This is a genomic window from Corallincola holothuriorum, from assembly GCF_003336225.1.
GTDB lineage: Bacteria > Pseudomonadota > Gammaproteobacteria > Enterobacterales > Neiellaceae > Corallincola > Corallincola holothuriorum.
On the sequence record NZ_QPID01000003.1, the window covers coordinates 249,340 to 261,901 of the forward strand.

At 48.2% G+C, this 12,562-nt stretch carries 9 protein-coding genes; 2 read left to right on the top strand and 7 right to left on the bottom strand.

Annotated elements, in window-relative coordinates:
• Positions 1–81: 81 nt before the first annotated feature.
• Complete coding sequence (gene trhA, locus DU002_RS06625; RefSeq protein WP_233496440.1) at positions 82–729, bottom strand: PAQR family membrane homeostasis protein TrhA; 648 nt, start codon at positions 727–729, stop codon at positions 82–84.
• 397 nt (positions 730–1,126) lie between these two features.
• On the opposite strand from trhA, the gene DU002_RS06630 reads away from it, so the two are divergent.
• Positions 1,127–4,528, top strand: a complete 3,402-nt coding sequence (locus tag DU002_RS06630; protein ID WP_114337589.1) for a starch-binding protein — start codon at positions 1,127–1,129, stop codon at positions 4,526–4,528.
• 82 nt (positions 4,529–4,610) lie between these two features.
• On the opposite strand, the gene glnG is transcribed toward DU002_RS06630, so the two are convergent.
• From glnG to glnA, 4 genes are all read right to left on the bottom strand, one after another.
• Entirely contained in the window at positions 4,611–6,029 is a 1,419-nt protein-coding gene (gene glnG / locus DU002_RS06635; protein WP_114337590.1) for a nitrogen regulation protein NR(I), read from the bottom strand.
• Between the two features lie 9 nt (positions 6,030–6,038).
• Complete coding sequence (gene glnL / locus DU002_RS06640; RefSeq protein WP_240695169.1) at positions 6,039–7,121, bottom strand: nitrogen regulation protein NR(II); 1,083 nt, start codon at positions 7,119–7,121, stop codon at positions 6,039–6,041.
• Between the two features lie 88 nt (positions 7,122–7,209).
• Positions 7,210–7,734 carry a DUF4124 domain-containing protein gene (locus tag DU002_RS06645; RefSeq protein ID WP_114337591.1) on the bottom strand — a complete coding sequence of 175 codons (525 nt, stop codon included), beginning with the start codon at positions 7,732–7,734 and terminating at the stop codon, positions 7,210–7,212.
• Between the two features lie 126 nt (positions 7,735–7,860).
• On the bottom strand, positions 7,861–9,270 hold the full coding sequence (gene glnA, locus DU002_RS06650; protein WP_114337592.1) for a glutamate--ammonia ligase: 1,410 nt from the start codon (positions 9,268–9,270) through the stop codon (positions 7,861–7,863).
• Between the two features lie 455 nt (positions 9,271–9,725).
• On the opposite strand from glnA, the gene typA reads away from it, so the two are divergent.
• A complete protein-coding gene (gene typA / locus DU002_RS06655; RefSeq protein ID WP_114337593.1) occupies positions 9,726–11,546 on the top strand; it encodes a translational GTPase TypA in 1,821 nt (606 codons plus the stop codon).
• Between the two features lie 62 nt (positions 11,547–11,608).
• On the opposite strand, the gene DU002_RS06660 is transcribed toward typA, so the two are convergent.
• Both DU002_RS06660 and DU002_RS06665 read right to left on the bottom strand, forming a co-directional pair.
• The gene (locus tag DU002_RS06660; RefSeq protein WP_114337594.1) at positions 11,609–12,253 is read right to left on the bottom strand and encodes a DUF2959 domain-containing protein; all 645 of its coding nucleotides are present in this window, start codon (positions 12,251–12,253) and stop codon (positions 11,609–11,611) included.
• A 4-nt stretch (positions 12,254–12,257) separates the two neighbouring features.
• Positions 12,258–12,485 (bottom strand): hypothetical protein, encoded by a 228-nt coding sequence (locus DU002_RS06665; RefSeq protein ID WP_114337595.1) that lies wholly within the window; start codon positions 12,483–12,485, stop codon positions 12,258–12,260.
• Positions 12,486–12,562 lie beyond the last annotated feature (77 nt).

Sequence of the window (12,562 nt, forward strand, 5' to 3'; positions counted from 1 at the left end):
TTTTCTGTTTGCGGCAAAAGTCAGCTAGTGAGGTTGGCATCAGCTGCACAGTGTCCATTGTTTGGATTGTGACAGAAAGGGTCAATTGCTCTCGGCTAGCACGTAATACCAAATGGCAAAAAAGTGGCAGATACTGCCGCCTAAAACAAACAGGTGCCAGATGCTGTGACTGAATCTCATTTTTTTGTTGAGATAGAAGATGACACCAAGGCTATAACAAAGGCCACCGGCAACCAGCCAGATCATACCTCCACGACCAATTGCGTCGGCAAGGGGGGCACCGGCAATCACTACCAGCCAACCCATTAATATATAGCTGCCAACCCGCAACGCCTTAAATCGATTACCAAAGCCTATTTTTAGCGCTAAACCGGCAATGGCCAGGCTCCATATGGTGCCTAGCAGGGTCCAACCTATCCATCCTCGTAAACTGACCAGTAGAAAAGGGGTATAAGTACCGGCGATCAGCAGGTAGATGGCGCAATGATCTAACAGTTTTAGATGGCTTTTGAGCCTAGGGAAGGATATTGCGTGATAGAACGAAGATGACGCAAAAAGGGTTAACAGGCTGATGCCATAGACCAAGCTCGACGTCAGTCGCCAAGGATCGTGCTGGGCCAATGAGACGTTGATCATCATCACCAAGGCTGCGACCGCGAGCAGGGCGCCGATGAGGTGGGTAACTGTGTTGGCCAACTCTTCTGCCGGACTGTATTGGGTGTCGCTCACGAATAAGATCTGCCGTACAAAATTTGAGCGTACAAGTGTACGCTCAAAATCTATCTGTGCACAGTGTTTTCGTTTTTGTCGCTACAGGGTGGGCAGTGACAATAGAGTTTTTTTCCGTGACGTCAGGTGTCATAGGCACTGCGGGGAACAGCTGCAGTCAATCCAAAAACGCCGTAATGGTATGGTTATCATTTGCCGTAGGCTGGTTTGACCACCAATGTAACAAAAATGTGAAATTAATCTGCCATTGTTTTGACCGTCGATGTTAATCTATTCAGATTCAGAGAATTAGGCTTAGATGATTATCGTCATCAGCCGGATACTTGTTTATTTGCGTAGTTAGCACTCAAAACGGGTGTTGTACCGGAAATTTGTAATAAAAGGAGTTTGTAAGGCGATGATCTTTAAAAAGAGCCTGGCAGCCTTGTGTATGGCTGGCGCAGTCATGTCTATGGCTGGTTGTAAACAAGATAGGCAAATCGAAGACGAAGTGTTTTATTTCGTATTGCCCGACCGTTTTCAAAACGGTGATTCTAACAATGACCTTGGTGGACTGAGTGGTGATCGCTCACAGACAGGGTTTGATCCTTCAGATATTCGTTACTATCACGGTGGTGACATTGCAGGTTTGATAGAGAAGCTATCTTACCTCGACAATATGGGGATCACTGCACTTTGGCTGACGCCAGTATTCAAAAACCAGGCTGTTCAAGGTGAATCGGCTGGCTACCATGGATATTGGACCACAGATTATACCCAGATTGATCCGCACTGGGGCAGTAACGATGAGCTGAAGCAGCTGATCCGTCTTGCCAAAAAGCGTGATATGAAAGTCTTTTTTGATATCGTCATCAACCACACTGCTGACGTTATCAAGTATGAAGAGTGTCATGATGCCGATGGCTATTTGCTAGAAGGTTTGGACACTTGCCCTTATAAAAACCGCGCTGATGGCCAATACACCACCTTTATTCCTGCAGGTCAGGAAGATGTGAAGGTTCCTGCTTGGCTTAACAATGTAGAGCTATACAACAACCAGGGTGATAGCACCTGGTCTGGTGAGTCGGCCATCTATGGTGACTTCTTAGGTTTGGATGATATCAACACGCAGCACCCAGATGTGTTGGCGGGTATGAAAGATATCTTCAAAGGTTGGATCAGCGAGTTCAAAATTGATGGTTTCCGTGTCGACACAGTGAAGCACGTTGATATGCCGTTCTGGGCTGACTGGACGCCAGAGATCATGGATCACGCTGATGCTGAAGGCATTGAGAACTTCTTTATCTTCGGTGAAGTATTTGAAGGTCATCCTAAGGTACTGAGTACCTTTACTACCGAAGGCAAATTGCCATCAGTTCTCGATTTTGGTTTGTATTTCCAGATTAAAGACACTGTAGCTTCTAATAAGGCGACAGATGGTCTGGCTTGGTTGTTCAGCCAAGATGATTACTATACTGATGCTGATAGCCATGCTGGTTTGTTGATGAACTTTGCTGGTAACCATGATGTAGGCCGTATCGGTTTCCACATCGATCAGGAAAACCCGACAGCCACAGAAGAAGAGCGTCTTGCTAGAGCAAAACTCGCAAACGAGATCTTGTTCTTTAGCCGTGGTATTCCAGTTGTCTATTACGGTGATGAGCAGGGCTTCACAGGCTTGGGCGGTGATACCGGTGCACGTGAAGACATGATGCCTTCGCAAACACCTGATTATCAAGCCTTGACGCAGATCGGTACTGACGCAACACCTGCCGATGATAACTTCGATCGCCGTCATCCGCTTTATCGTCAAATCAAAAAGCTGAGCAAACTTTCTAAGAAGCATTCTGCTTTGCGTCGCGGTAAGCAGTTTGTTCGCTACAGTGAAGGTGAAGCTGGTCTTTTTGCATTCTCGCGCGTTGAAACTGAAACGCCACGTGAATATTTGGTCGTGTTGAACACGTCTGCAGAAGAAAAATCAGTGAGCCTGGCCGCAACCAGTGCTACTTATCGTCAGGTTTGGCCACAGAAAGGTACAGAGCTTGCCGCCAACGGTGAAAACCTGATTGATGTGACAGTGGAGCCGTTTAGCACCGTGGTTTATCGTGCTGACGACCTGATCGAGTATGCTGCAGAAGCGCCGACGCTGACTATCGCTGCACCTGCTGACGGTAGCAAGGTGTCTCACCGTGTAAACGTTAATGCCATGCTAGAAGGGATCGATGCGGAAGCGTTGCCTCTGTACAACGTGTCTTTCGAAGTCAGTGTTAATGAAGGTGATTTCGAGTCTCTTGGCGTTGATTACACCCCTGAGTACCAGGTCTATTATGACGTTTCTTCTTATGAAGATGGCACCCAGTTTACCTTCCGTGCCACGGTAGATAACTTCAACGGCAGTCAAACCAGTGCAGAGACCACCGTTGAGAAAGGTGTGCAGGAAGGCATGACTTTATGGTTGAAGAAGCCTACTGATTGGGTTGGCGCCAATGTCTACTGGTGGTCTGCAGATCCTCAGCCAGCCGTTGACTGGCCAGGTGCTGCTATGGAGCACATGGGCGACGATTGGTACAAGTTCGAGTTTGAGAACGGTGTGACTGCTGCCAACATCATCTTTAATGATGGCCAAGGGCTGCAAACTCAAAACTTGACTGCTGACGGTGATGCTTGCTTCGAGAATAACAACTGGAGCGACAGTTGTGCTTTGCCTGTTCCTGGCATGACTGTTCATTTCAAGAAGCCTGCTGAGTGGGGCGATGATATCCACGTTCATTATTGGAATGCAGCCCCTGCAGACAACAGTGCGTGGCCAGGTGTTCAAGCCGAGTTAGTTGGTGACGGCTGGTATACGTTCCAGTTCCCTGTGAACGTGGGCGCTGCCGATATGATCTTCAACGATAACAGCGGCAATCAGACTGCGAATCTATACCACGATACAGATGCCTGCTACGTCGCCGATGTGTGGGACGACAACTGTGTTGCACCGGTAAAAGGCCTTGAGCTTGGATTTGTTCCTCCAGCCGGTTGGGGCAGTGACGTTAACATCTATTATTGGGATGCTGCCAACGCGCCTGCCGTTGATTGGCCAGGTGTTCCGATGACCGCAGAAGCTGATGGTTCATATAGCTTCAGCTTCCCGCTGAATGCAACGTCTGCGAACATCATCTTTAACGATGGCGCATCACAAACAGAAAATCTGTTTGCTGAGCAGGATGGATGTTATGTCGTAAACGAGTGGCAAGATATTTGTGGTGAGCCTGCATTGGAACCGGGAATTACGGTTTACTACAAGGCGCCGGAAACTTGGACTGAAGCTTATGTTCACTACTGGGCATCTGCGGGTGTTTCGTCATCGACAGATTGGCCTGGACTGCTGATGACATCTTTGGGCGGTGGTTTCTTCAGCTACCAATTTGAAGATGGTGTCACTGGTTCCAACATGTTGTTCCATAACGGTGCTGGTGAGCAGACGACTGACAGTTTCCGTGAAGGTGACGGTTGTTACATTGATGGCGCATGGGTTGATACTTGTGTGCTGCCAGGCATCGAAGTTTGGTTTAAGAAGCCAGATGCTTGGACTGCTGTTCAGGTTTACTACTGGGGTGTTGAAGGTGCTCCAGCAAGCTGGCCTGGCTATACCATGGAAGATGCTGGCGATGGTTGGCTCCGTTACCAGTTTGCCGATGGCGTACGTGCCGTCGACTTGATCTTCAATGATGCGGCAGACGGTGGTTCTGGTGCTCAAACTGACAACCTGTATCGAGATGCTAATGGCTGTTTCGATGCGGTTGAAGGTTGGGCAGATACCTGCGCTCACCCTTAATTAAAAGCCCCTTCGCAGGGGCTAAAGATTGAAACAAAAAATGGCCTCAACTGAGGCCATTTTTTTATGCTAGTAAAAGAGACTAACTCATATCTAGCTCTTTGAGTTTACGGGTTAGGGTGTTTCTCCCCCAGCCAAGACGTCTGGCTGCTTCCTGCTTGTGTCCGCCAGTGTGGCGCAAGGCCGTACTCAGCATGACTCGTTCGAACTCCGGTAATGCATCATTGAGTATGTCTATGCGACCTGTCGCCAATTGTTGTTCGGCCCAGTGGTTGAGCGATTGCTGCCAGGTTTGTGCTGCTGGGGCTTCGCCGTCGCTGATGACTGGTGGAGGTAACTGCTGCAGTTCTGGTGGCAGATCAGAGATCAGCACCTCTTGTCCCGAGGCCATCACGGTCAGCCAGCGACAGGTATTCTCAAGCTGCCTAACGTTACCTGGCCATGGCAATTGACACATATAAGTTTCGGTATCTGTTGCTAGCGTCTTCGCTTCAACACCAAGCTCTTCAGCAGCTTTACGTAAAAAGTACTTGGCCAATTGGCCGACATCGGTGCCGCGCTCACACAGTGGTGGCAGGTGCACACGAATTACGTTCAAGCGATGGAACAGATCTTCACGAAACTTGTTTTGCCGCACCAACTCTTCCAGGTTTTGGTGAGTCGCGGCGATAATGCGCACGTCAACTTCTATCGGTGAGTGGCCACCGACACGGTAGAATTGGCCATCAGAAAGTACTCGCAGCAAGCGAGTCTGAATATCGAGCGGCATATCGCCGATCTCATCGAGAAACAGTGTGCCATTGTTGGCTTGCTCAAAGCGCCCCTGACGGACCGTATTGGCCCCGGTAAAAGCGCCTTTTTCGTGGCCGAACAGCTCTGATTCAATCAGATCTCTAGGTATTGCCGCCATGTTTAATGCGATAAAAGACTCGTCAGAACGTGGGCTATGCCGATGCAGCGCTTGCGCAACGAGTTCTTTACCCGTACCTGATTGACCATTGATGAGAACGCTAATTGAGGAGCGAGAGAGCCTACCGATAGCGCGAAACACCTCTTGCATGGCGGGTGCTTCACCTATGATCTCGGTTTCTGGTATTTCAACTTCACGGCGACGGCGACTGCGGCGATTTTCTTGGCTGTGGGTGATGGCGCGTTGCACCAAAGCGACAGCCTCATCGATATCAAAGGGCTTCGGCAGATATTCGAATGCACCACTTTGGTAGGCCGAAACCGCGCTATCCAAATCAGAATGTGCAGTCATGATGATCACGGGAATATCCGATCCGACATCATGGATCCTGTCTAACAGCGTCAGGCCATCCATATTTGGCATGCGCACGTCAGACAGAACGACATCTGGGGTCTGATAGCGAAGCTGTTGCAGCGCATCCTCGCCTGATTCAAAGCTACTTACATTAATTTCTGCTGCTGCGAGAGCGCGTTCAAGTACCCATCTAATTGAACTATCGTCATCGACGATCCAAACCTGTGCGTCAGTCATACTGCTCCCTTATTTCCTGATTGGCAGGTGAATAATGAATTCGGTGTGTCCGGGCCAGCTAATGCATTCAATGCGGCCCTTGTGTTGTGTGATCAATGTTTGTGCAATGGAGAGGCCAAGCCCTGTCCCGTCAGCCTTTCCTGTCACCATGGGGTAGAACAGAGTGTCTTGCAGGGCTGGAGGGATACCAGGGCCGTTGTCTGTGATTTTTATTTCGGCAACCAGTCTGTAGCGTTCGCCGTTCAGAGTTATCTGACTGGCTGAGCGGGTTGAAACGTTGATTGTGCCTTTGCCATGCATCGCCTCAACGGCGTTCTTAACGATATTCAGAACGGCTTGCTCGAGCTGTTCTGGATCCATTTCGATATCGGGTAAGCTTGGATCATAGTCACGGTTGACGACTAACTGATCTAAGCCTTCCATGTTCACTAATTGGCAAACTTTCTCAAGCACCATATGAATATTATGGGACTTATGGGTAGAGGGGCGTTGTGGTCCAAGCAGCCTATCGACTAGATTTCTAAGCCGATCAGCTTGCTCTATGATCACGCCGGTAAACTCTTTTAGCTCTGGGCTTGGCAGCTCTTTTTCCAGTAGCTGCGCCGCGCCTCTTAACCCACCTAGCGGGTTTTTAATTTCATGAGCTAAGCCTCGGACGAGCTCCCTTGCTGCTTGTTGTTGGCTGGCCTGATAAAGCTCATGGCTGATTTTCTTTTGCTGATCGATCTGCTTAAGTTCGAGTAGCGCATAGCGTTGGTCGCCGCGTTCAAAAGGAGAGACCGTGACATCAACAGCGATGTGGATGCCATCTTGTTTAACCATTGAGACGTCGCTGTCTGTAAAGCTATTGCCAAGGGTCAGTGTCTCGTTGATCAGCTGGATATCGAGAGAGAGGTGTTCAAATAGCTTAGGTAGCGGTTCGCCAATCAGCCGACGCGAACTTTGTTCAAGTAATTGTTCGCCCGCCGAATTGATGTAACGAATGACCAAGTGGTGATCGAGAAGAATAATAGCGGTGCTGAGAACATCTAGCAGGGTGGTTGTCACCCCTGACAAGGCGTTCTGATGTGATCCGTTCTGCTGTGAGAGCACGGTGCGTCTTCCCCATGTGTCGCACCAATTTGGTGCGAATGCACCTGCACTCTAGCACTTTACTCAGCTTGCTGCACTTTCCTTGTGCTTAGCGAGCTTGTAATACCGAGGCGCGGTGCAGATAAATGATCCGTACCGGGGAGGATGCAATAACCTTGCCTCTTTGATCTAGCAGTTCTAACTTTAATTTATGTTCGCCGCGATTAACATTCATCAAATGAAATACTGGTTCATCTTCAGATGTGCCTAGTACTTGATCATTGACTTTAAGACGATAGCTGTAGCCGTCTTGGATCTCAGGTTCGACCTGACCAACGACAGAAAGCCGGCCCATGTTGTCACGGACTGTAGCTTCATTGTGGGGCGAACGAATAGATACCTTGAACGAAGTTTTGCCTTCCGGGCCTTTATTCGTTTCGATAACACCATCATTCAATCGAGGGATCACATTAGTGCCAACCTTAGGTTGCACCTGCTGTGCTTTGTTCCCTTGCACTGGTTTATCTGAGTAGTGGACGACACCGTTAGCGTCTTTCCATGTGTAGAGTTTACCCGCGTGAGCGGTTGCTGCACCTAACAGACACAAGAGCAAGGCGATGCGTTTTACGACCATAACTTTTCACCTTTTTCCTACATATCTCTTACTATATTTGGGATCGACTAGTTTGTCACCATCAAAAAGCGCTGTCGAAAAAAAAGCCCACTTTTCAGTGGGCTTTTGTGAGGATGGTCAACTTACTTACACGCTGTAGTACATGTCGAATTCTACAGGGTGAGTCGTTGAGTTCAGCAACTCAACTTCGTCTTGCTTCAACGCGATGTATGCGTCAATGCTGTCATCACTCATTACGCCGCCAGCAGTCAAGAACTCACGGTCAGCATCGAGTGCCGCCAGAGCTTCTTCCAGTGAAGCTGCAACAGTTGGGATGGCCAACGCTTCTTCTTTTGGCAGGTCGTATAGATCTTTGTCCATTGCTTCGCCTGGATCGATCTGGTTCTTAATTCCGTCTAGGCCAGCCATCAACATCGCTGTGAATGACAGGTAAGGGTTACCAGTTGGATCAGGGAAACGAACTTCGATGCGACGTGCTTTCGGGCTCGGTACCACAGGGATACGGATAGAAGCAGAACGGTTACGTGCAGAGTATGCCAGCATAACAGGAGCTTCGAAGCCTGGAACCAAACGCTTATAAGAGTTAGTTGAAGCGTTCGCGAATGCGTTGATCGCGCGAGCGTGCTTAATGATACCACCGATGTACCACAGCGCTTCTTGCGACAGACCGCCGTACTTGTCACCAGCAAAGATGTTTTCTCCGCCTTTGCTCAAAGACTGGTGAACGTGCATGCCTGAACCGTTGTCACCAACGATTGGCTTAGGCATGAAGGTCGCAGTCTTACCATACAGGTGCGCCACGTTGTGTACGACATACTTGTAGATCTGAACTTCATCAGCTTTTTCAACCAAGCTGTTGAACTTACATGCGATTTCGTTCTGACCAGCGGTAGCAACTTCATGGTGGTGAGCTTCAACAACCAAGCCCATATCTTCCATCACGATACACATTGCTGAGCGGATGTTGTGACCTGAATCTACAGGAGGTACAGGGAAGTAACCGCCTTTTACGCCTGGGCGGTGACCCAGGTTGCCGTCTGCATATTCTTTACCGCTGTTCCACTTAGATTCTTCTGAATCTAACTTATAGAAGCTACCGCTCATGTCGGTGTGGAAGCGAACATCATCAAACATGAAGAACTCTGGCTCAGGACCGATGAACACATCGTCGGCAATGCCAGTTGACTTCAGGTATTCAACACCACGTTTGGCAACAGAGCGTGGATCACGGTCGTAGCCAGCCAATGTATCTGGTTCTAAGATGTCGCAACGGACGATTAACGTAGACTCTTCTGAGAATGGGTCTAATACCGCAGTTGATACGTCAGGCATCAGTACCATGTCTGATTCGTTAATGCCTTTCCAGCCAGAGATCGATGAGCCATCGAACATCTTGCCCTCTTCGAAGAACTCTTCGTCGATTTGGCTTACTGGGATACTCACGTGCTGCTCTTTACCTTTTGTGTCGGTAAAACGCAGATCAATGAATCTTACTTCTTCTGATTTAATCAGTTCGAGAACATTTGCGACTGACATCCTAGTTCATCCTCCGGTGTCAATGTTTAGATATATTGAAGCTTGCGCTTCAAAAGCGAAATTCGTGCCACTATATTATGTGGCTGTTTTAAAACAATTAATTTACTTTTCTGGGATCTAAAGGTGATAGATCTTGCACTGTAATTGTGCATCACTGCACCACTGTGATGCATAGTGCCAATCTGGTGCTATATCCCATAACGTAAAGAGGGGTATACAGATATCACACTTTTGGTTAGTGAGAAATCTAACTTCTTTCAAGTTGATTGCCGTTTATAAAAATAAATATCAAAGGTGATTTTTAACCCTTTGTTTATAAAGGAAATATTGATTATAGATGCAAAATATCCATTTTTGACTATCTTTTGCACGATTAAAAAATGGGATTTAAGTCACGTCGCCTATACAATAGGCGCCCTTTGTAAAGACCACCCTTATTAGATGGAAGGCCTCAGGTGATCGAGAAGCTACGTAATATCGCCATTATTGCCCACGTAGACCATGGTAAAACTACCTTGGTTGATAAGCTGTTAGCGCAGTCGGGTACCCTTAACGAACGTGCCAATCATGGTGAGCGTGTGATGGACTCCAACGAGTTGGAGCAGGAGCGTGGGATCACGATCCTGGCTAAGAACACCGCCATCCATTGGAACGACTATCATATTAATATCATCGATACTCCTGGACACGCTGACTTCGGTGGTGAGGTTGAGCGCGTATTGTCAATGGCAGATTCTGTACTGCTATTGGTTGATGCTGTTGATGGCCCCATGCCGCAAACCCGCTTTGTAACGCAAAAAGCGTTTGCTCAGGGACTCAAGCCCATTGTCGTTGTTAACAAAATTGACCGCCCAGGTGCTCGTCCTGACTGGGTTATCGATCAGGTATTTGACCTGTTTGATAACTTAGGTGCCACTGATGAGCAGCTAGATTTCCCGATTGTCTATGCTTCAGCTCTTAATGGTTTTGCCACGTTAGAAGTGGACGACGCCAGTGATGATATGACGCCGCTGTTTGAAACTATCGTCGAAAAGGTTGCCCCCCCAGAAGCGACTCAGGATGCGCCGTTCCAGATGCAGATTTCACAGCTGGACTATTCTAGCTATGTTGGTGTTATCGGTGTTGGTCGCATAACCAAAGGCCGCGTTAAGACAAATCAACAGGTAACTATCGTTGGTGCTGACGGTAAGCAGCGCAATGGTAAAGTGGGCCAGGTACTGGGCTATCTTGGATTAGAGCGACATGAAGTCGAAGATGCTGCTGCTGGTGACATCATCGCTATCACAGGTCTTGGTGAACTTAAGATCTCTGACACTCTGTGCGATCCGAGTGCGATTGAAGCATTACCACCGCTCAGTGTTGATGAACCAACAGTGACCATGACTTTCCAGGTAAACACCTCTCCGTTTGCTGGCTTGGATGGTAAATATGTCACGTCACGTAACATCCTTGACCGGCTGGAAGAAGAGCTGGTTCATAACGTTGCACTGCGTGTAGAGCAGATGCCGGATCCGGATAAGTTTCGTGTGTCTGGTCGTGGTGAGCTTCACTTGGCGATCCTTATTGAAAACATGCGCCGAGAAGGTTACGAGCTGGCCGTATCGCGTCCAGAAGTTATCTTGCGTGAAGTCGATGGTCAGTTAGAAGAACCGTTTGAAACTATGACGGTTGATGTTGAGGAGCCTCATCAGGGTTCAGTGATGGAGCAACTTGGCTTGCGTAAAGCTGAGATGACCAACATGCAGCCTGATGGTAAGGGGCGCGTGCGTTTGGACTTCATCATCCCTAGTCGCGGCTTGATTGGCTTCCAGACCGAGTTTATGACTCTGACCTCTGGTTCAGGTTTGCTGTATCACACCTTTGATCACTATGGTCCACATAAAGGTGGCACTATTGGTCAGCGGATGAATGGCGTCTTGATCTCCAATGCGACAGGTAAAGCGTTGACCTATTCACTGTTTAACCTGCAGGAGCGTGGACGCTTATTTACTGAGCATGCGGCCGAAGTGTATGAAGGCCAATTAGTCGGTATTCATAACCGTTCTAACGACCTGACGGTGAATGTGTTGAAAGGTAAGCAGCTGACCAACGTTCGTGCGTCTGGTACGGATGAAGCGCAGGTATTGAGTCCGCCAATTAAGATGACACTTGAGCAAGCGTTGGAGTTTATCGACAACGATGAGCTGGTTGAAGTGACGCCTAATCACATCCGCTTGCGGAAGAAGCTGTTAACAGAAAATGAACGTAAGCGTGCTGCACGCAACGTTGCTGAATAAGTAGCAGCGTTGGTGGAGTTAGAAGGGTAGCCGAATGGTTACCCTTTTTTTTGCTTTCATGCCTATTTTAGCGTGGCGATGAATGCTTCAGATTCAGAGATCGCTTTGTTCATCTCTAATATCAAAAGATCGGTGTCTTTCTTTATTCGTTGATACTCACCCTTCAGTGAACCCACAGCCTGCGCGTTAAGGTTATGCTTCAAATAAAGCGTGTTGTCTTTAAGTGCAGCGAGCACCGGCGCCATTTTACTTTCGGCACGACGCATGGATTTGAGTAACTTAGTGTATTGGCGTTTGGTTGCTTTAAGTTTTTGCGCGCTTTGTTGTTTGAGATTGGCGTTAGTATATTGTGTTAACTCGTCATCCCACTCATCAAATAAAGCGTCTGCAACTGTCTCTATGCCATCAATACGCTCTGTGACTTCTGCTGCTGCATCGGCACTGCTTTCGTAGGCGTCTTCTGTCTGCTCGTACATATCCTGCAGCTCACCACCATCAAAATTGACCAGCACGGAGAACTGCTCTAACGCATCTTTGAACTCCTGTTGCGCTTCACCTTGCGCCTCTTTAGCTTCTTCGACACGGTCTTTAAGTATGTCGCGTTTGTGCACACCCACCTGCTCCATGGTGGCGTAATAGGTTGATTCACACCCACAGACAAAAAGCAGGGAACAACAAGTTAGACAAAGGGCTTTAAATATCGTCATCTGCTTACTCGCCACTGGCTTTGAACATGGCGGCGTCAACGATGCACCAGATGTGCAGGACTAATGCGATGATGCCCGGCACAATCAACCACGCGGTTGCATAACCGGCAAAGATAAAGACACAGAACAGCAGTGCGGCCAGAATGCGTCCTTGAACCAATTGGCCTAATCCGGGAATAAAAAAACTACAGATAGCGGCAAGTACATTGCCTCCTGATCCTTGACCTGACATAAAAGCTCCTTACGTTCTGTGACCGTTAAGTAGATTATTAACCGTCTGAATTTGCTATTGTATATGACTAACAGCTA

Excerpts from the sequence above, each read along its gene's own strand:
- DU002_RS06665 (WP_114337595.1), bottom strand. The coding sequence starts at position 12,485 with ATGTCAGGTCAAGGATCAGGAGGCAATGTACTTGCCGCTATCTGTAGT.
- DU002_RS06645 (WP_114337591.1), bottom strand. The coding sequence starts at position 7,734 with ATGGTCGTAAAACGCATCGCCTTGCTCTTGTGTCTGTTAGGTGCAGCA.
- glnG (WP_114337590.1), bottom strand. The coding sequence starts at position 6,029 with ATGACTGACGCACAGGTTTGGATCGTCGATGACGATAGTTCAATTAGA.
- glnA (WP_114337592.1), bottom strand. The coding sequence starts at position 9,270 with ATGTCAGTCGCAAATGTTCTCGAACTGATTAAATCAGAAGAAGTAAGA.
- DU002_RS06630 (WP_114337589.1), top strand. The coding sequence starts at position 1,127 with ATGATCTTTAAAAAGAGCCTGGCAGCCTTGTGTATGGCTGGCGCAGTC.
- DU002_RS06660 (WP_114337594.1), bottom strand. The coding sequence starts at position 12,253 with ATGACGATATTTAAAGCCCTTTGTCTAACTTGTTGTTCCCTGCTTTTT.